This is a genomic window from Psychrobacillus vulpis, assembly GCF_006861825.1.
In the GTDB taxonomy this organism is placed as follows: Bacteria; Bacillota; Bacilli; order Bacillales_A; family Planococcaceae; genus Psychrobacillus; species Psychrobacillus vulpis.
On record NZ_VDGI01000006.1, the window covers coordinates 1 to 19712 of the forward strand.

The 19712-nt window shown below is 36.0% G+C and carries 21 protein-coding genes and 1 pseudogene; 10 read left to right on the forward strand and 12 right to left on the reverse strand.

Annotation, left to right across the window (positions count from 1 at the left end):
• The first annotated feature begins 580 nt into the window (after positions 1 to 580).
• Positions 581 to 814 (forward strand): hypothetical protein, encoded by a 234-nt coding sequence (locus tag FG384_RS07480; protein ID WP_142641973.1) that lies wholly within the window; start codon positions 581 to 583, stop codon positions 812 to 814.
• A gap of 27 nt (positions 815 to 841) precedes the next feature.
• Here the strand turns inward: FG384_RS07480 and qoxD are convergent, their stop codons facing one another.
• From qoxD to qoxA, 4 genes are all read right to left on the reverse strand, one after another.
• Positions 842 to 1123, reverse strand: a complete 282-nt coding sequence (qoxD, locus tag FG384_RS07485; protein WP_142641974.1) for a cytochrome aa3 quinol oxidase subunit IV — start codon at positions 1121 to 1123, stop codon at positions 842 to 844.
• A 1-nt stretch (position 1124) separates the two neighbouring features.
• Positions 1125 to 1721 carry a cytochrome aa3 quinol oxidase subunit III gene (gene qoxC / locus FG384_RS07490; RefSeq protein ID WP_142641975.1) on the reverse strand — a complete coding sequence of 199 codons (597 nt, stop codon included), beginning with the start codon at positions 1719 to 1721 and terminating at the stop codon, positions 1125 to 1127.
• Positions 1718 to 3667 (reverse strand): cytochrome aa3 quinol oxidase subunit I, encoded by a 1950-nt coding sequence (qoxB, locus tag FG384_RS07495; protein WP_142641976.1) that lies wholly within the window; start codon positions 3665 to 3667, stop codon positions 1718 to 1720. Before qoxB ends, qoxC begins: the two co-directional genes overlap by 4 nt.
• Before the next feature lie 65 nt (positions 3668 to 3732).
• Positions 3733 to 4653 (reverse strand): cytochrome aa3 quinol oxidase subunit II, encoded by a 921-nt coding sequence (gene qoxA, locus FG384_RS07500; RefSeq protein ID WP_142641977.1) that lies wholly within the window; start codon positions 4651 to 4653, stop codon positions 3733 to 3735.
• 391 nt (positions 4654 to 5044) lie between these two features.
• On the opposite strand from qoxA, the gene FG384_RS07505 reads away from it, so the two are divergent.
• Positions 5045 to 5725 carry a YqjF family protein gene (locus FG384_RS07505; protein ID WP_166462403.1) on the forward strand — a complete coding sequence of 227 codons (681 nt, stop codon included), beginning with the start codon at positions 5045 to 5047 and terminating at the stop codon, positions 5723 to 5725.
• Between the two features lie 50 nt (positions 5726 to 5775).
• Here the strand turns inward: FG384_RS07505 and FG384_RS07510 are convergent.
• Positions 5776 to 6342 (reverse strand): annotated as a pseudogene (locus FG384_RS07510) (hypothetical protein).
• A 460-nt stretch (positions 6343 to 6802) separates the two neighbouring features.
• Between FG384_RS07510 and FG384_RS07515 the strand changes: the two are divergent.
• Complete coding sequence (locus tag FG384_RS07515) at positions 6803 to 7369, forward strand: hypothetical protein (RefSeq protein WP_142641979.1); 567 nt, start codon at positions 6803 to 6805, stop codon at positions 7367 to 7369.
• Positions 7370 to 7446: 77 nt separating this feature from the next.
• Here the strand turns inward: FG384_RS07515 and FG384_RS07520 are convergent, their stop codons facing one another.
• Entirely contained in the window at positions 7447 to 7665 is a 219-nt protein-coding gene (locus FG384_RS07520) for a small, acid-soluble spore protein tlp (RefSeq protein ID WP_142641980.1), read from the reverse strand.
• Between the two features lie 187 nt (positions 7666 to 7852).
• Between FG384_RS07520 and FG384_RS07525 the strand changes: the two genes are divergently transcribed.
• Positions 7853 to 8113, forward strand: a complete 261-nt coding sequence (locus FG384_RS07525; protein ID WP_142641981.1) for a hypothetical protein — start codon at positions 7853 to 7855, stop codon at positions 8111 to 8113.
• An 88-nt stretch (positions 8114 to 8201) separates the two neighbouring features.
• On the opposite strand, the gene FG384_RS07530 is transcribed toward FG384_RS07525, so the two are convergent.
• From FG384_RS07530 to FG384_RS07550, 5 genes are all read right to left on the reverse strand, one after another.
• The gene (locus tag FG384_RS07530; RefSeq protein ID WP_240793369.1) at positions 8202 to 8576 is read right to left on the reverse strand and encodes a hypothetical protein; all 375 of its coding nucleotides are present in this window, start codon (positions 8574 to 8576) and stop codon (positions 8202 to 8204) included.
• Positions 8577 to 9373: 797 nt separating this feature from the next.
• Positions 9374 to 11236, reverse strand: coding sequence for an ABC transporter ATP-binding protein (locus tag FG384_RS07535; RefSeq protein WP_142641982.1), 1863 nt, complete (start codon positions 11234 to 11236; stop codon positions 9374 to 9376).
• A complete protein-coding gene (locus tag FG384_RS07540; protein WP_142641983.1) occupies positions 11233 to 12957 on the reverse strand; it encodes an ABC transporter ATP-binding protein in 1725 nt (574 codons plus the stop codon). Before FG384_RS07540 ends, FG384_RS07535 begins: the two co-directional genes overlap by 4 nt.
• Complete coding sequence (locus tag FG384_RS07545; protein WP_142641984.1) at positions 12950 to 13435, reverse strand: MarR family winged helix-turn-helix transcriptional regulator; 486 nt, start codon at positions 13433 to 13435, stop codon at positions 12950 to 12952. Before FG384_RS07545 ends, FG384_RS07540 begins: the two co-directional genes overlap by 8 nt.
• Before the next feature lie 177 nt (positions 13436 to 13612).
• Entirely contained in the window at positions 13613 to 13915 is a 303-nt protein-coding gene (locus FG384_RS07550; RefSeq protein WP_142641985.1) for a YunC family protein, read from the reverse strand.
• Between the two features lie 166 nt (positions 13916 to 14081).
• On the opposite strand from FG384_RS07550, the gene cax reads away from it, so the two are divergent.
• Positions 14082 to 15137 (forward strand): calcium/proton exchanger, encoded by a 1056-nt coding sequence (gene cax, locus FG384_RS07555; RefSeq protein WP_420849952.1) that lies wholly within the window; start codon positions 14082 to 14084, stop codon positions 15135 to 15137.
• 648 nt (positions 15138 to 15785) lie between these two features.
• Complete coding sequence (locus FG384_RS07560; RefSeq protein WP_142641987.1) at positions 15786 to 16724, forward strand: MBL fold metallo-hydrolase; 939 nt, start codon at positions 15786 to 15788, stop codon at positions 16722 to 16724.
• Positions 16725 to 16822: 98 nt separating this feature from the next.
• Here FG384_RS07560 and FG384_RS07565 read toward each other — a convergent pair whose 3' ends face one another.
• On the reverse strand, positions 16823 to 17011 hold the full coding sequence (locus tag FG384_RS07565; RefSeq protein WP_142641988.1) for a hypothetical protein: 189 nt from the start codon (positions 17009 to 17011) through the stop codon (positions 16823 to 16825).
• A gap of 139 nt (positions 17012 to 17150) precedes the next feature.
• On the opposite strand from FG384_RS07565, the gene FG384_RS07570 reads away from it, so the two are divergent.
• The 4 genes from FG384_RS07570 to FG384_RS07585 all read left to right on the forward strand — a co-directional run bounded on the left by FG384_RS07570 (position 17151) and on the right by FG384_RS07585 (position 19532).
• Positions 17151 to 17441 carry a hypothetical protein gene (locus FG384_RS07570; protein ID WP_142641989.1) on the forward strand — a complete coding sequence of 97 codons (291 nt, stop codon included), beginning with the start codon at positions 17151 to 17153 and terminating at the stop codon, positions 17439 to 17441.
• A gap of 66 nt (positions 17442 to 17507) precedes the next feature.
• Positions 17508 to 18086 carry a hypothetical protein gene (locus FG384_RS07575; protein WP_142641990.1) on the forward strand — a complete coding sequence of 193 codons (579 nt, stop codon included), beginning with the start codon at positions 17508 to 17510 and terminating at the stop codon, positions 18084 to 18086.
• Positions 18087 to 18251: 165 nt separating this feature from the next.
• A complete protein-coding gene (locus FG384_RS07580; protein ID WP_142641991.1) occupies positions 18252 to 18890 on the forward strand; it encodes a hypothetical protein in 639 nt (212 codons plus the stop codon).
• A gap of 30 nt (positions 18891 to 18920) precedes the next feature.
• On the forward strand, positions 18921 to 19532 hold the full coding sequence (locus FG384_RS07585) for a hypothetical protein (protein WP_142641992.1): 612 nt from the start codon (positions 18921 to 18923) through the stop codon (positions 19530 to 19532).
• Positions 19533 to 19712 lie beyond the last annotated feature (180 nt).

Sequence of the window (19712 nt, forward strand, 5' to 3'; positions counted from 1 at the left end):
AAAAAGGCAATTTTTCGTTCAAAATCGAACGAAAAATTGTCTTTTTTGATGGCGAGTATATAAAAAAATTAAAAGCTAAGGTTTTTCAGTGCCCTCCGGAAAGGGAGCCGTTTCAACGATTTTCTTATTAATTGGACTATTGGACAACCCTTCTGGCAACGTAGAATTATAGGAACTTTTTCAGTGCCCTTGAGCGAAGCGAAGGAGGAGGCTCGTCGCTCGCACGCGGAAAGCGAATGCCAAAGCGCTAAATTCTCGTAGCGGCTATTTGTAGAAAATTTATTGGAATGACACTCTTTCAGCGCCTTTACAAGTCTTTTCTAATCCTAGTAAAACACTATAAACACTGGGTTAATAGTACATCAATTTTATATACTTTCTTATCTTTCAAAAAAAGAATTGCTCTATAGTCTTATGACTTAGTAGCAACTTGCGCATTTCTTGTTAGGAAGACTATCAATTAGGTATAACTATCAATTCCTCTTTTAATATTTGTCAAGTAAAATGGGTGATAATAACAAATGGTATTTGACAATTTTGTGAACTCGGTGAATAATATATAGAAGAGAGGATGAGTGAAATGGAATCATACGTAAAGATGCTCACTGCTACACGATATGTAGGAGGCACAGTACTTACTATTGGAATTATTATTTTCATATATGGAGTTTTTGTAAGTGAGATGAACACTGTTACAGGTATTGGGATTGGAACAGTAATGGGGGCTGTTTTTATCTTTTTAATTGGTCTGTTTTTAGTAGTTTCTGAAGAAATGATAGTGAATTCTAGGAAGTGCAAAAAAGAGTGCGCCTAAATAGACGCACTCTTTATATTTGTATATTTACATATCCCAAATCAAAGTTAATAATGTACCGAAAATGGTGATTAACGCGATGAGTAATCCATAATATATGTTTGTATAGATAGATTTTTTGTCATTCGTTTCACCAGCATGCATGAATACAACTAACTGAAGACCAGCTTGTATAAATGCTGTAAGGAGAAGAACTGTCATACCTACAGAAAATGACATATCAGTAAAGTATACTAAAAGTGCCACCGCTGTAAGAATGAGTGAAAATACAAAGCCCATTACTTGTTTAAGAGGGAATAATTCTTTCATATTACATCATTCCTTTCAAGTAGATGAAGCTAAAGATAAAGATCCAAACAACATCTAAGAAATGCCAATAAAGAGAGAATATAAATGATTTATTAGCTGTTTCACGAGTCAGTCCACGCTTTTTAATTTGTAGGAGAATGAATAATCCCCAAAAGAATCCAAAGGTTACGTGCAAACCATGTGTTCCTAGTGTAGTCAACAAAATAGCTGTAAAAGCACTAGTTTGTAGTGTTGCCCCTACATGCACATAGTGAACGAATTCGAAAATTTCAAAACCTAAAAATCCTGCACCAAGAAGTAGCGTGATGAAAAAGAATGCCATCGTTGCTTTTTTGTTGCCGATTCGCATGGCATGAATTCCGAGACCAATAGTAAAACTACTTGTTAATAGTAAGATAGTTTCTATCAATACAGGTGTTATTTCAAAAATTTCTGCTCCGGTAGGACCATTGCCAGTACGATTAACTAACGTGAAATAGGATGCGAAAAGTGTTGCAAAAAGCATGATTTCTGCACCTAGGAAAATCCAAAAACCTAAAATTTTCAAGCTATTTTCTTCTGTACTGTATTCTAGTGGAAGCGAGTTATCTACCTTCATTGTTTAGCACCTCGCAATTTTGTTTCAGTCTCTTCAATTTCCTCAACAGAGATGTATCGTCCATGATCTTTCTCAAATGATCGGTAAGCAAGACAAGCTAAAATACCGATTAATCCAATAATGACTAGTGGCCACATGCTGAATACCATTGCAAATCCAAAGACGAAGAAGAAACAGCCCATAATAAACGGTAGACCGCTATTGTTTGGCATATGAATCTTTTCAATTTTTCCTTTGAATAATTGATGACCGTTCTTCTTAGAGTCCCAGAATGGTTGCGTTGTATTAACTTGTGGCGTAATCGCAAAATTATATTCTGGTACTGGAGTGTGAGTAGCCCATTCAAGAGAACGCGCATCCCATGGATCATTACTAATATCTCTTGAAGCATAACGAGTACTATAGTAAATATTGTATACGAGTAAAACAAAACCAACTGCCATAATAGCTGCACCGACAAATGAAACCATATTCAATAGCCCGAATCCAGTAGATTCTGAGTAAGTGTACATACGACGTGCTTGACCATCTAAACCAGTAATATACATAGGTATGAAGGCTAAGACAAAGCCGATTGAGAGTACCCACGCTGTCCATTTACCGAGTTTCTCATTCAACATAAAGCCGAATAATTTTGGCCAATAGTAAGTGAGTCCAGCAAGCATAGCGTAAACTACTCCAGGTATGATTACGTTGTGGAAGTGAGCAACTAAGAACATCGTATTATGATATTGATAGTCAGCCGCAGACATCGCAAGCATTACTCCTGTAACTCCACCTAATGTAAATAGTGGAATGAAAAGCATTGAATATAACATTGGCGTAGTAAATTCAATTTTTCCTTTCCACAGCGTGAACAGCCAGTTAAATATTTTAACCCCTGTCGGAACGGCAATAGCCATCGTTGTAATAGAGAAAATACTGTTCGTTAATGCACCTTGACCCATCGTAAAGAAGTGATGCGCCCATACAAAGAATGATAGTAAAGAAATTAATACCATTGATGCAACCATTGATTTATAACCATATAGGTTACGTTTTGCAAAGGTAGAAATTATCTCACTATAAAGACCGAACGCTGGTAATATTAGAATATATACTTCAGGATGTCCCCAAACCCAGAACAAGTTAGCCCAAAGCATATCCATACCGCCATTGACGGTTGTAAAAAAGTTTGTTCCAAATAATCGATCCATTGTCCCCATAGCCAGAGCTACTGTTAATACAGGGAAAGCAAAAACAATAATGACGTTGGCGATAAATGCAGACCATGTGAACATAGGCATTTTCATTAAAGTCATACCAGGTGCTCTCATTTTAAGGATCGTCGTCATAAAGTTTATTCCCGTCAATAATGTACCGATCCCGGCTATTTGAATAGCAATCATATAATAGTTCGTACCTACAGATGAACTAAATTCATTGCCTGCTAGTGGGAAATAAGAAGTCCATCCTGCATCAGGAGAACCACCTATTATGAATGAGAGGTTGAATAATCCCATACCCATGAAAAATAACCAGAAGCTGATTGCATTTAAGCGTGGAAATGCTACGTCGCGAGCTCCTATTTGTAATGGCACTATGAAGTTAAAGAAGAACATAATGAACGGCATTGCCATAAATAGAATCATGACAACTCCATGAGTCGTGAAAATTTCATTATAATGCTGAGAATCTAGTAAAGTGTTGTCAGGTAGTGCTAGCTGAGAACGCATCATAATAGCGTCTACACCACCGCGGAATAGCATTAGCAGAGCTGATAGCAAATACATAATACCGATTCGTTTATGGTCAACAGTTGTTAACCATTCGCTCCATAGGTACCCCCATTTTTTAAAATAGGTTATGCCTATGACTATTGCAATCATAGTTAGACCAATGCCGACCATTGATGCGTATATTAAAAAGCTTGGATGTGGTACCGCAAATCTTTCAAAGAAATCCATACTTTTGTAACTCCTTTCAGGAAATGTATTGCTTCACATAGAAAAAATTGTAAGTAAACTACGAATTAATGATTAGAATGATGATTCGATTCCTCATCAGTATGATTCGAATCATGATGTTGATGTTCTGATTCTTCCGTATTAGAATCTTGTGAACCATGGTTATGCTCTGGCGCCGGTGAAAATTCTAAATGGGTCCCAGTGTAAGTAGAACGCCCAAGATGTCCAGGTTCTAATAGCTTATCGAATGTCTCTTCTGTAATAGGTTTTGCTGTTTCATGTACTTCTTTTACCCAATCATCGAAATCAGCTTGGGACATTGACGTAACTTGAAACGTATTTTTGGCAAATCCTTCACCACTGAAATTTGCATTTCGTCCATCGAATTCACCTTCAACGTCAGCTGCTAAATGTAACGTAGTAACCATGTCAGACATTGCATATTTTTGTCCTCCAAGTTGTGGAATCCAGAAACTAGTGATTGGTCCAAATGAATATAGTTTAAATTCAATTGGACGATTTGCAGGAATATATAAGTAGTTAACCGTTTCGATATTTTCTTCTGGATAACTAAAATGCCACTTCCAATTGGAAGAAGAAGCGTAAATAACTAATGGTTCTTGATCCTCATATCCTGCTGGAGTTGCCTCTACTTCATAGTTACTTTTAACAGAAAGAATAGAAAGGAAAATTACGATTATAACTGGAATTCCGACACAAATTGCTTCCACAATTGCATTCCCCTCAATATGAGGAGGCTCGTAATCTTTACTTTGTTTTGATGCTCTGTATTTCATTAACATAAATATTAAAATCGCGAAAACAGCAATGACAATGGCAGACATGATCCAAATGGATAACATGATGTCATCAGCTTGAGTTTTTGCTTGTGGTCCTTTCGGATCTAAGACTAACAATGGTTCACAACCAGATAGCACAGATCCTAAAGCTAAAAGCATTGTGAATAAAGCCCATTTCATTTTCATAGCTGTACCCCTTTCAAATTTTTTCTTGAAGTTGTGAAAACTAGATAATCAAATAATTGATAGGACATTTACATCCGTCGTTTCTATGTTATTCCCGTATGTAAAAAAAACAATGGTAAGAAGTTACCTTCACAAAATGTTCAATTACATTTCTCTAAAAGTTCAATGTTTGTTAACGTAATTGTAAATAATGTTTGTATATCGACAATAAATTGGATAAACATATACCTCGTGGTAATATTTTCTTTCTAGTTTTTGAGTAGTATTTTTCTTCGATATGAAGATGAAAAGAGAGATAAACGCTATAAGTTTAAATACCTACTCTTTAGGAAATACTTAGCATAAGTATTTTATTGGAAGGTGACGATCTATGTGGAGAAAGCCGTGGATAATGACACAGGAATGGCATGATGTATTGTTTCTTCATTGGCCAGTTTCGCCGGAAGACTTGCGCAATTATATTCCTTCTGAGCTAGAGCTGGACCTCTATAGCAATTGTGCATGGATCGGGTTAGTAAGTTTCCGAATAAAAGGAAATCGACCAAGGTTTATTCCTCCAATCCCTGGAGTCAGCTCTTTTTTGCAACTAAACGTACGTACATATGTCACTTATAAAGGTATGTCCGGTGTCCATTTTTTCAGTTTAGATGTGAACAATCCCTTCGTTGTAAAAATGACGACTGTAGGAAATTTCTTACCATTCCGTCAAGGAGAAATAAGTTTGAAACGAAGTAACAATACATGGAGGTTTAATAGCTGTTTCCAACAACCAGGTATGTTTTCTGAAACGCTTTTATGTACATTTGAACCAATGTCTAATTCTATTAAGAGCAACCCATTTGAACGTTGGTTGACGGAACGTTATCATTTATGGACAATAACGAAAGAACATTTAGTTCGTGTAGATATTAGTCATTCACCTTGGGTCTTGCATGGTGTTGACGTTACGATTGATGAAAATACCATGGCCCCATTCATCAAATGCAATAATCCAATGAATCCCCCAACCGCTCACTTTTCCAAAATGAAAAAAGCAGTTTTTTTTCCACCAGTTCTGGAGAAGACGAAATAATAGGCTCCAGAACAATTAAGTGTTGTTCTGGAACCTATTTGTACCGCCTATTAGAACATATAAGGAAATTGCATAATAATTGCTCCTGATATCATATCTGCCATTTCTAAGGCCTGCTCCTCGATTTGATCGAATAATTGAACACTCTCTTTGTACTTTTTCTGGATCATACTAACCGCTTCATTTTTTGTTAAAGCCAAATGCGTATAAAACATTTTTTGCACTTCTTCTTTGCTTAAATACGGATTAATACTACTTAAAAACACTGCTATGTCATCTGCATTTCGATACCATTCTTTCTCTTTTTCCTTCGCTTTTTTCGCATCTCCTTTTACTGCCGCCGTTACCAATTCTGCTGCCAGTACGAGATGCTCCATAAGAAGTTCAGTATATCGATCTGCAGTTTGATCACCGTAAAAAGGACGGATACTATTGCCCATATCGGTTGCGTTCCTTAATAGGCGTTCTTGAACGACCTGTAAATCTGGCAAGTTAAATACGATGCTTGTAATCGTCATCCTTGTCCAATAGACATGCTATTCCCAAAGAAGCCTATTCATATTTTCAAAATCAACCTCGGACTTACTTATGCAACGATTATCGTAAAAGTCAGGCATTTGGTTCTGGAAGTGTCTAAATGGTAGAGAATATTGTGGGTACGGTGACCCGTAAACGGGCCATTGTGAATAAGAGGGAAATCCATAAGAATACAATTGATATTCACTCCTTTTATTTCTTACATTATACTGACATTTCCTGAAAAAAAGTCTGTAAACTAGGATACTCTTAATCATTCAATTGTGTTATTAATCTTCCTATTGGAAGTTGAACAATTAAGTTTTCCGGTTTATAATAAAGAGGGAAATTTTAGAATAATTAGAATTTTTTATTTGTAGTTAGAGAATGAAAAGATATGTGAAGAGGTATAGAATGATAGACTTTGAAATACTGGAAAAAGAATTGAAAAGGGAAAAGATTAATAGCTTCCTAATTAATCAAAATGGAAAAAGCATTTTCGAATGGAATAATATAAGACTACTTATATCATCATATTTGATAAAGAGGGGGAGATTAGGTATGGAAAGAAGGTACGAGGCCAGGCATATTTTTATGGCAATTGGAGCGTGTATAGCTTTGTTTTCACCAATTCTTTTGCTGATTGTTCCTCTATTGGTCGTAAATACTCTTTATTACAAGAGGGGAATATGGATAACATATGCGCCGGGGGAGAATTATATGGTGTTTGGTATAAGTGTATTTTTCTTAGTACTAGCGTGTGCAATGCTTTGGTATTTTGATGTTCAAAAATGGGCGATTGGTATCAGTTTAGGGTGTGTCATAGTTAGCTGTATAGTGTTTTATATTGCTTCGTTATCGTATGTAACTTTATCAGACGAAGAAATTTCTTATCGGACACTTTTATCAAATGAGAAGCGAACATACGCATGGGAAGAGCTTGAGCAACTAGTCTATTATGTGAAATTGCCTGAGGACGATGAAATGTCTCATTATGAATTTTATTTTAAAGATGGGGAAATGCTAACGATACGTCAAAATAGTTTAGTAACGGAAATACAAGGGAGTTTGAATTCGAAAGTGAGGGGAATGGGAATTCCTCTTAAATATGTAGAGCCAGTTTCTTGAGCAAAGATGAATGAAAAATTAGCCCAATAATTTCAAAGGATTATTGGGCTAATCAATCGTAGGGCAAATAACTTTTATTAATACCCGTTTATTCGTGATTTAGCTTCTGCGCGTATTTCATTTCGCAAATCTTCAATGCTTTCTTCCCGTCTTGCATTTTTCTCCTTAATCGCAACCAGTTCTTTCCCTTCAGCGAATTCCATTGCAAATTCTGCTGCTTCCATATTTTTAATTGTTTTCTTTAGTCTCTCTTTATTATCAGCTGAATCATTTGGTCCTGGTTTGTGTATGGACATTATTTTTCCTCCTTTATTTTAAAAGTCTTTCATGAGATATTATTCCCGAGATCATCAAAACTATTGGAGGATTATATTTCTAACTGTTAGATAATAAGGTAATCATAATTCTAGAAATGAATAAAAAAAGCGTTGGTTTGCCATAGTAAGGACGTATTAATATAAAAATCTAAGGGAGGACTTTACTGTGGAAGATCATACACAAATGAGTTGGAAAGAAGACAATGTTATTGGTCAATTACACAATTCGGTAGATAATGTAACATTAGCTGTGGGACAAGCTCTAACAAATCCAACGGAGCAGTCTATTCAAAATGCACAAAACATGATTGAACGTGCAGATCGGTCGGTCTTAATGGCTCTTAAAAGTAGAGGGAACTTGGAGCCGGTTAGTACACTTCAGGCGCAGTTAAATCAAGACAAAGAGAAACTAAACAGACTACATTAGATGAACACATATAATTCTTGTAATTACCTTCTTAAGAGCCTGGTTTTAGTGGAATCAGGCTCATTTATGCATTGGAAGTTTATCCCCATTAGACTACTTCCATGTCTTTTAGAGTAGTACATAAATCTGTTTCTTGTATTTTTTCTGTTGCCTCGTCTATTAAGTGTTGAAAAAACTCTTCTTCATCAAAATCTTCAGGATCAATCTCAAATCTTTCAAGCTCAATGAAAACATTTGCATTAACATCCGATTCTATCTCTACTAACTCTGAAAAAAAAAACCATGATATATTTTCTTCAAATAGTTTTCCGCTAATACGGAAAATTGCAGATGAAACCATAGAAGAAGGAACTGAATAATTACTTATTATACTAATAAATGTTTCCTCGTTATTTGCTGTGAAGGTAATCTCTTGATATCCAATATCGAAAAACTGTTTAAACTCTACTTTGTTCAGATTCATCCCTCCAAACTACTAAACTTATAATTAGTATATAAAGTGAGATGAGAGATTATTACCTATTAATAAAATGGGCTGTTGAAGACTCCTATTCTTTCAAAGAGGGCACTGAAAAACCAACGTTTTTATCATTTCAATCTTTATAAATGAAAAAATAAGGCACTTTTTGCTCGTTATTGAACAAAAAGTGCCTTATTATTTTACTTATTCTTGCTAGTTAATCGCCATGAATGGGCTTAAATTAAGGGTTTCTTGGTTAGAAATCATTTTGCACACCACCATTAGTTAGTCACTCTATTATAAACGAAGAAGGACTTAGAAGAATAGGTGGATGCTAGTTGATTGGAGAGGAAGGCGGCGACTCCAGCCGGAATAGCAATGTTTTCTGCACCGAAAGCGAAGCGGCAGGTGCATGAGCTGAAGACCCTGGACTGAGCGTAGCGAAATTAATTTTTGCGACGAGCTTGCGCAGGAGCAAGGGAAGTGGCTGAAGCCATGCCGGCGGAAAGCGTCCGCCTGGAACGGAAATCAACGATTTTCCAATAAAAAGAGAGTATGTGAACAACAACTTGTCATTCACCATACTCTCTATGAAATCTCTTGGAGGACTTTTTCAGTGCCCTCCTTTCAAATGCATGGAATCTTTTAGAAAGTATAAGTTACTAGAAGATGGTGGCGAAATAGCTGATTTCATAGTTAGCTACGTCTTATAAAAAATAAAAAGACCATATAAGGTAGACTTTTTTATTGTGTCTACGTTATACGGTACCTTTTATCTAACTGAATGTACTTTCGTATGTTTATATCGCTTTCTTAGTTGAAAACTGACTATTGTATAAATCAGCGTAGAAGCCATTTTCTTCTAAAAGTTCGATATGTGTTCCTTGTTCAATTACTTTTCCTTTATGCATAACTAAGATTAAATCTGCATCCCTAATTGTAGAAAGACGATGGGCAATTACAAAACTAGTTCGCCCTTCCATTAATCGGTTCATCGCTTGTTGAATAAGCAATTCTGTTCGTGTATCTACACTAGAAGTTGCTTCATCTAAAATCATAATAGGTGGATTGGCAAGAACTGCTCGAGCAATTGTTAAAAGTTGTTTTTGCCCTTGAGAGATATTGGACGCTTCTTCGTTTAAAATCGTATCATAGCCATCCGGCAATGTTCGGATAAAGTGGTCGGCACGCGCCGTTTTAGCAGCTGCGAAAATTTCCTCGTCTGTTGCTCCTGTTTTTCCAAAAGCAATATTATCTTTAATCGTCCCATTGAAGAGCCAAGTGTCTTGAAGTACCATTCCAAATGTTGTGCGTAAATCAGTACGTGATATTTTTCTAGTGTCATGTCCGTCTATTGAGATTTTTCCGCTATTTAGTTCATAAAATCTCATTAATAAATTTATCAATGTCGTTTTTCCAGCGCCAGTTGGCCCAACAATAGCAACCGTTTGACCTGGTAATACATCTATATTCATATTTTCTATTAATAGATCTTCTCCATAGCCAAAATCGACATTTTGAAATGACACTGCACCCTTAGCATTTTGAAGGCTTTCAAATGTAACTTCTTTTTCTTCCTCTTCTTCATCGAGCAATTCAAAGACACGTTCAGCTGCAGCAACAGTCGATTGTATAATATTGGCGATGTTTGCTGTTTGCATTACAGGCTGTGTAAACTGGCGTGTATACGTAATAAAGGCTTGAATATCACCGATTTTAATGGCTTGCTGTGCTACTAATATTCCTCCGACTACACTTATCAGGACATAGCTAATATTTCCGATAAAAGACATCATAGGCATAATAATACCAGAGATAAATTGTGCTTTACGTCCAGCGTCATACAGTTTCTCGTTTACCTCATCAAATTCAGCAATTGCCTTTTTCTCATAACCAAATACTTTAACGACTTGGTGCCCAGTATACATTTCTTCGATGTGACTATTCAATTGACCTAATGTGCGTTGTTGATCCGCAAAATGTTTTTGTGATCTTTTCAAAATAGGTTGGATTACAAACATAGAGAGCGGCAAACTAACGATAGAAATCAAAGTTAGTATTGGACTTATTGTGAGCATCATTATTATGATACCTACAATAGTAACAATAGAAGTAATAAACTGCGTCAAACTTTGCTGAAGCGTACTTCCTATTGTATCGATATCATTCGTCACACGACTCAATGTTTCACCGTTTGGTCGACCATCATAATATTTAAGTGGAAGATTCTCAAGTTTGTTGTTTACATCTTCTCGTAAGTCATATACCGTTTTTTGAGCAACACTCGACATAATATATTGTTGAATATAGCTAAATAAACTACTTATTACATACAATGCTACTAGTAGTAGAAGAAGTTTACCAATGGCATCAAAATCAATCTCAGCTCCAGGTACTCCTGTATACTTTCCATATGCACCTTCAAATAATTCTGTAATGGCATTACCCATAATTTTAGGTCCAACGATCATAAATACAGTACTTAGAATAGCTGCGAACAATACAGCTAATAAATGATTTCGACGAGGTTTTAAGTATGTTAAAAGGCGACGTAACGTCCCTTTGAAATTTTTCGCTTTCTGTCCACCCATCATCATCATGTTTCCGCCGCCAGGTCCCATTGGACTTCCGCCTTGAGGATGTGTCTTATTTTGCTTACTCATGCGATTTCCTCCTCTGAGAGCTGTGATTCAACGATTTCCCTGTAAACACTATTACTTTCTAGAAGTTCTTTATGTGAACCAATTCCTGCGATTGCACCTTTATCTAGCACGATAATTTGATCCGCATCGACTACTGTGCTAACACGTTGTGCGACAATGATTAATGTAGCATTTTTCGTTTCATCTTTAAGTGCTTCCCGTAAGTTAGCATCCGTTTTAAAATCTAACGCGGAAAAACTATCATCGAAAATGTAAATATCGGGTTTACGAACGAGAGCCCTTGCGATTGATATCCTTTGTTTTTGTCCACCAGAAACATTCGAGCCGCCTTGAGTAATAACAGAGTCGTATCCTTCATCCATTTCACTAATAAAGTCTTCTGCCTGTGCAATCCGAGCTGCATGTTCGATTTCTTCTTGTGTTGCATCTTTCTTCCCAAAACGAATATTTTCGTTAATCGTTCCAGAAAAGAGCAGTGCTTTTTGTGGAACAAAGCCAATTTTTGAACGCACTTCCTCTTGCGATGTATCACGAATATCGACTCCGTTTACGCGAATTGCCCCACTAGTCACATCGTAAAAACGTGGGATTAAGTTTACAAGTGTTGACTTACCAGCACCTGTTCCTCCAATGATCGCGGTAACTTCTCCTGACTTTGCTTGAAAATGAATATTCGATAATACTGGTTCCTCGGCACCCGGATAGCTGAAAGATACGTGATCAAACTCTAAAGTTCCACGTTCTCTATCTGCAGTTTTCTCTCCTTCATTTAAAGATGTTGGTTTTTTAGAAAGTACTTCGTTAATACGATTTGCAGATACTGCTGCACGAGGCACCATAACGAACATCATTGAAGCCATGACAAGGGCGAACATAATTTGCATAATGTATTGAATAAACGCCATTAAATCACCGATTTGCATGTTACCACCGTCAATTCGAATTCCACCAAACCAAATGACTAAAACAACTGTTATATTCATAACTAACATCATAACCGGCATTAAAAATGCCATTACTTTATTTACTTTAATCGAAACTTCTGTCAGTTCCCTATTTGCTTTTTGAAGTCTTAATTTTTCTTGTTTCTCACGATTAAAAGCTCGAATTACTCGAATACCGGTTAAGTTTTCACGTAATACAAGATTTAACTTATCTAACCGTTTCTGTACAGTTTTGAATAGGGGTACACCTTTATAGAGTATTAATAAAACAGATCCTATTAACACTGGCATAGTAAGAACAATTACAAGTGATAATTTTGCATCCTTGTATACGGCCATTATGATTCCACCAACAAACATAATCGGTGCACTAATTACCATACGAAGCATCATAATAACTACTTGCTGTACCTGTGTTATATCATTCGTTGTTCTTGTAATAAGAGACGCCGTTCCAAATTCATCAAAATCTTGAAGGGAAAATTGCTCCACATGTTTAAACACTTTACGACGGATATCTCTACCTAAACCCATTGCTGCTTTGGAAGAGTAGAAACTCGCTACTACTGATGCGATAGCTCCAAATGCCGCAACTAAAAGCATTAACCCACCAATTTTCCAAATATAAGCTGTATCACCGATAACTACACCTTTATCGATAATATCCGACATAAGGGTTGGTAAATAAAGGTCTGCCATCGATTGTATAAAAACTAATCCTAAGACTGCTAAAACAATCCATTTGTATACTGAAAGGTTTTTCATTAGTTTAATCATTCTGGCTGTTCTCCTTTATTATAGTTTCGTTTTCTAAAAACTCAGCAATATGGTGAAGTGTAGAAAGAAGATCTTCAAATTGTTTTTCACTAAGTGTATCTATAGCTGAATCTATTGTTTGATGAAAACTACCTTTTTGTAATTTTACTTTCTTAAACAAAACAGCTCCTTTTTCAGTAAGCATTAATTGCATTTCTCGTCGATTATCTTGAACTGGCTGTCTATGAAGCCAATCGGCCTGAACAAGACCGTCAATGGCTTGACTTAACGTGCTTTTTGGCATCTGTAATATCTCGCCTAGCTCCTTTTGAGTCATTTCTTTATGTGGTGCAATTGTCATTAGGGCAGAGTACTGTGGTATAGATAAATCATTTTCGGAAGCAGTTTTATGTACATACCGCATCAAACTCCTATTTACTTGCCAAAACGAATGCAAAAACTTGGATGATTTCATGTCAGATGGTGGAGTAGAGCTCATTTTCCTTTCCTCTCCGTTCCTTATTGGATAGTTCATTTACGAACAGTCCTTGATTAGTACAGTTTAATTTACGCCTACATGCACATAGAGTCAAGTAAAAAGATAGGGGGTTATTCACTTATTTTTACGATAGAAAAGAGTCAGCTATATCATTAAATAGCCGACTCTTTTTTCTTCTTATAACATTTTTAAGAGTGCTTCTTTGCCGATCATCCCATTTGTTATTCCAAGTTCCTCTGCTTCATACGTTATTGATTCCAATGGAGCATTAAGTAACTGATCGATTGTCTTTACACCTACAGCTCTACCTGCAATCACTTTGCGGTCTTTCAATTTTTCATTCAACAGTGCAACATCAAGCGCTCCGCACATAATGTAACCTTTATCGTTCGTTACAACAAGCAAATTTGTTTTTGGTAACTCTACAGAAATAGATAAAAATGTATGCCCGTCAATATTAATTGGCTGCAAATTAATCATTACTATACATCGCTCCTTTTCTTTTCCTTACACTTTATGTGATTGACAGAAAAAGAGTGTTTGTTTGAACTTAAAAGAAATCATTTCGATAAAAGTTTGGTAAGAGGGTTTCTTATTTTCGAAAAAGGGAAAGATAGGGAGGAATTCATTTATATAAGAGGTGATTCTGTTGAATAAATTCCTTGCCATTCTTGTTTACGTTGGTGTACCACTAGTTGTAGCTGGTGCATTTCTTCATTGGTCGGATATGATTATGTTCCTGCTTTGCTGTGCAAGTATTATTGGGCTATCGGGATATATAGGTAGGGCAACAGAAAGTCTTGCTATCGTCAGTGGACCAAGGATTGGTGGATTGCTAAACGCTACATTTGGAAACGCGGTCGAGCTAATTATTTCTATATTCACATTAAAAGCTGGAATGGTTGGGATTGTACTCGCTTCGCTTACTGGGTCAGTCCTCGGTAACTTACTGCTTGTACTTGGACTTTCCTTTTTTGCAGGAGGCATAAAATTTAAACGACAAAGATTCAGTGTACACGACTCTAGATATAATTCTGGATTGCTTATTTTTGCAATCATTGTAGCATTTGTAATCCCAGAAGTATTTTCGATGACGATGAATCCCCAAAAGACATTGAGCTTAAGCATTGGTATTTCAGCCGTGCTCATTGCTCTTTATCTCGCCGGTCTATTTTTTAAACTCGTTACGCATCGTGGTGTATTTGCGTCACCTGACGAACAAGAAACAGAAATAGAGGAACCGGAGTGGACGAAGAGAAAATCGATTTTGATTCTACTTTTGGCTACGGGTGTAGTCGCTTATGTGTCGGAGCAACTAGTTCATACGTTTGAAATGCTTGGTGAGAAGTTTGGTTGGACTGAATTGTTCATTGGAGTCATTATTGTGGCAATTGTTGGGAATGCGGCAGAGCATTCATCCGCAATTACGATGGCGGTTAAAAACAAAATGGATGTCTCCGTCGAAATTGCTGTCGGTTCTACTCTACAAGTTGCTATGTTTGTAACTCCTGTTCTAGTCATCATTTCTCTTTTCATGTCAGAGCCGATGACGCTTGTTTTTACGCTGCCTGAATTGGTAACTATGATTACTGCTGCACTCCTTGTTATTAACCTTTCTAATGATGGTGAATCCAATTGGTTTGAAGGACTGACACTTTTCGCTGCGTACTTAATTATGGGAATCGGATTTTATCTTCTTTAACTAATAAAGGGGCTGTCCATTAAGTAAGAAAATCGTTGAAACGGCTCCCTTTCCGCGGGCGTTGCCTCAGCCTCCTCGCTTTCGCTGTGGGGTCTTCGGCCAACGCTACTCTCGCAGGAGTGTCGCCTTTTTCAACGATTTTCTAGAAATGAAAAAGTATTTGTATTAAAAAATAGACTGTATTTCATAGATAATGAACGAACAATAAATCGTTGAATCCAATTTGAATATCAAATGAATCATCATATCCATCTCCTCGGTGTTATTAGTGATGATTGGAGCGGAGGGCGACGACTCCTGCGGGAATAGCGTGAGTCTTGAGACCCTGCAGGAAGCATAGCGACCGAAGAGGCTCAAGCTACGCAAGCGGAAAGCGTTCCCCCGCAGTGGAAATCAACAGTTTTCAATCAATATTTCATTTTAAATAAAAAAAGACTATAGGCAAATTCGATTTTATCGAATTTGTCTATAGTCTGCGTTATTATCAACGGTGATACCGTTTTTTTTTTTGCTATCTTTCACTATCGGATCCAAATAAATTAAATATTTTTTAATTTTTCTAGCTTGAAATGGTAAGATAGTAACTATATAAATATATTAGCAGAATATTCAGTACTATAACGACCGCTGCTAGGGAGGAATACAATTATGCATCAATCGAAACCAATCCAATTAAATGAGAGAATCTATTTGATCGACTGCTATGATTTAGGAGTGGCTGAACGAACTGGAACGTATGTTATCCAGGAAGAAGAATTGACGATAGTGGAAACTGGTCCAAGTCCATCTGTGAAGCATGTGAAAAAAGGATTGGAGTTACTAGGAATTTCGTTAGAACAAGTGAAGTACATAATTGTAACACATATTCACTTAGACCACGCTGGTGGTGCGGGATTGCTCTTGAAAGAATGTCCGAATGCTAAAGTTGTTGTTCATCCGAGAGGAGCTAGACATTTAGTAGAGCCTGAAAAATTAGTTGCTGGGGCTAAAGCTGTTTATAGAGAAAAATTTTCGCAGTTATTTGAACCGGTTATCCCTGTTTCCGAAGAAAGACTGATTATTAAAAATGAAGGAGACACATTGAATATTGGTCCTACATGTCAATTAAAGTTTTTAGATACACCGGGACATGCAAAGCATCATTTTAGCATTTATGATCCGGTTAGCAATGGTATATTTACTGGAGATACAGTCGGAGTTCGTTATGAGCAGCTGATTCCTGACGGTGTTCATTTATTTCTACCATCCACATCTCCTAATCAGTTCGATTCGGATGCGATGCACAGAGCTATTAATCGTATGCAAGAAATGAACCTTGATTTCATTTACTATGGGCATTATGGAATGACAAACATCCCAAATGAAGCACTACAGCAAGTTTCTGAATGGTTAGATATTTTTGTGAGGGAAGCAAAAGCAGTTCATGCCGAACAAAAAGGATATAATGAGCTTGCACAACGATTAGTAGGTATAGTAAAGAAGTACCTTCGAGAGCAAGGGATTTCTGACAATCATGAAGTATACCGTATTATTGAGTTAGATATGGAAGTGAGTGCAATGGGTATGATCGATTTTTTAACAAAATAATTATTTAGGAACGAATATAAAAGACCTGTTCTTCTAATAAACACAATGAAAGATCAATCGTGTTTATGGAGAATCAGGTCTTTTTTATGAAAACTCTGTTATACACATTGAAAAGATACGATACTATTTAAGTCCGTTCCCCATGCTATCCATGTATAACCATTCCACATAAATCCTTGAGTTTTTAAATAATCGAAGTAAGTTGGATGGAACCAAAAAGAAGAATGGTTTACGAGCTCAATATAGGTATCGCGATTTAAGCAACCTTTGAATAAACCTGATTCCATATTAACAAGTCCTTCTCCGTGACGTGGAATAGAAGATGGTGGGGTGGTTGGTTACACAAAAAACAAATTCCTAAACCTACACTAAGATATATTAGTATAACAACCATTTCAGGTGTGCGAGGAGCAGTTACACTAGCTGGTGCCTTTACCATTCCATATTTTTTTAGCAAATGGTGGACCATTTCCTGAACGTTCATTAATTATTTTCATTGCGGCAGGAGTGATATTAGTTACATTGATATTAGCAAGTATCTTCTTGCCTTTACTTGCAAAATCGGAAAAAGGAAACACGGAAGAACTGAAAGAGGAAATGGAAAGGTCTGCAATGATCCGTTCGGTTGATGCTGCTATTAGTACTATTCGTGAATTAATGAATGACGAAAACCATGCAGTTGCAGTATCAGTCATCACATCTTATAGTCAAATTTGAAACCGGCTGAAACATGCAAATGATGATGATACCGAACTTCTAAAACGAGCAGAAACCGAAATTCGTATGAAGGCTCTTGAAGAAGAAGCCAATTATTTAGAAAAAGTGAAAGAAGAAGGACAAATAAATCGAGAAATTATTTATTTGATGGATGAACACATTCATCGGATGAGAATAGCTGTTACAAACCGAATGCAATATAGAGGATTATTCATTTTGACGTTAGTAAAAAGAAGTGTATATAGTTTGAAAAAACTTGTTACATCTAAAAGCAAGCATAATCTAAAAAAACGAATGACAAAAAACAAAAACATAATTCAACTAAAAGTAGACATGTCTAAAGCTGCAATCGAGTATTTGAAAGCGCATATGACTCCTGAAAAAGAAGAAACTTACTTGCTAATTATTGGAGAATACAATGAAATGATCTTGAAATTTAAGCTTGCTAAAACAGGGGTAGATTCTGTTCATTACATGCAAGTAAAAAGGGAAATACAAGACAAAGCTTTCCAAGCAGAGCGGGATGAGATTCAGAACTTATTTGAAAATGGAGAAATAACCCTTGAAGTCACAAGGAAGATGCGCAAACAGATTAATATTAGAGAAGCGTATTGGATGGAAGAAAATAGTGTTCACTCACATTAAATGAATAATATATTTAAAGTCGTCTCTTCAAACAAAATGAAGGGGCGATTTTTATATTGGAATAATTTTTTAACATTATTATAATTATCAAAATTAATCATTTTTTAAAAAATAGGTATTGTCGGTGATAGAATAAGTCTGCTTAAAACATAGGAGGAATAATAAATGAAAAAGTCTTTATACATACTAGGAATCACAACTACTATGTTACTGGCAGGTTGTGGTGATACTGCAGAAGAGAATAATCGGGAAGTTACTACTCAACAAGATACTGCTAAAGAAGATAACAATAGTAGTAACGCAGAAAAAGCGGAACAGAAGCAGAAAGTAGAAGAAAAAGCAGTAGGTACTCGTTCAAATCCTTTACCATTCGGAGATACAATTACAGTAACTGATTATATTTATGATGACAATTCTAATTCATACAAATCATTACTCGAAATTACAGCTCTTGAAATGATTCGCGGGGAAGAAGCGTGGACAATCATTCATAAAGAAAATGAGTTTAATGAAGCTGCACCAGAAGGATATGAATATGCGTTAGTTAAAGTAAAAGGTTTACTAAAGGAATCTGAAACTGAAGACGATAGCTTGTATTTTTCAAGTATGAATTTTGATTTTGTTTCGAACGAAGGGGAAGTATACGACATGGTTTCTGTTGTAATTCCGAATGAATTAGATAAGGAATTGTACAGCGGTGGTTCTGGAGAGGGCTATATTACTGGTCTAGTAAGAGTTGGAGATGATTTTAAAATTTCTTATGAATCTAGTGAAGGATCTCCAGTGTTCTTTTTTGTTCAGTAAGTAATACAACTAATGAGTGGAGGAATTATTATGAAAAAGTTTTTAGTTTTGATAACAGCAATAATGTTATTTTTAGCTGCTTGTTCATCTGAAAAAGAGGAGAACAAAGTTGAAGGAAAGAAAGATACAGAAAAAGTTGAAGATAAGGCTGTAGAAGTTGATAAAGGTCTTTTTAATGTAGAGATTACATTACCGGCTTCTTTCTTTGAAGGACAAAATATAGAAGAAGTAATAGCTGATGCAAAAAAAGATGGTGTCTCTGAAGTAACAAAAAATGAAGATGGATCCCTTACTTATAAAATGTCTAAATCAAAACATAAAGAAATGATGGAAGAATTAGAAACAGGTTTAAAAGAATCTATGGACGAAATGAAAAATAGTGAAGATTTCGTTTCTGTTAAAGATGTACAATCTAATAAATCGTACTCGGAATTTACAATGGTCGTGGATAAAGAAGCTTATGAAAATAGTTTTGACGGATTTGCTAGTATTGGACTAGGAATGACAGGTATGTATTACCAATTGTTTAATGGAATAACTGCTGATAAAACCAAAGTTACAATTGATGTGAAGGATGAATCTACAGGAGAAGTATTCGATACTATTGTGTACCCAGATGATTTAGAAGACACTGAAGAATAGTAACTTAAAGTGTTTAATAAGTAGCATGTAACTAAAGCCTATAGCATAGATAATTTATATCTATGCTATAGGCTTTTTAAATTGAAATAAGAGTAGACTTATTTTTAATACAAATAATCCACTAAGTAAGACAAACACACATAGTCCAACCCGTACATAAAGTATATAAAGTGGAAGGGG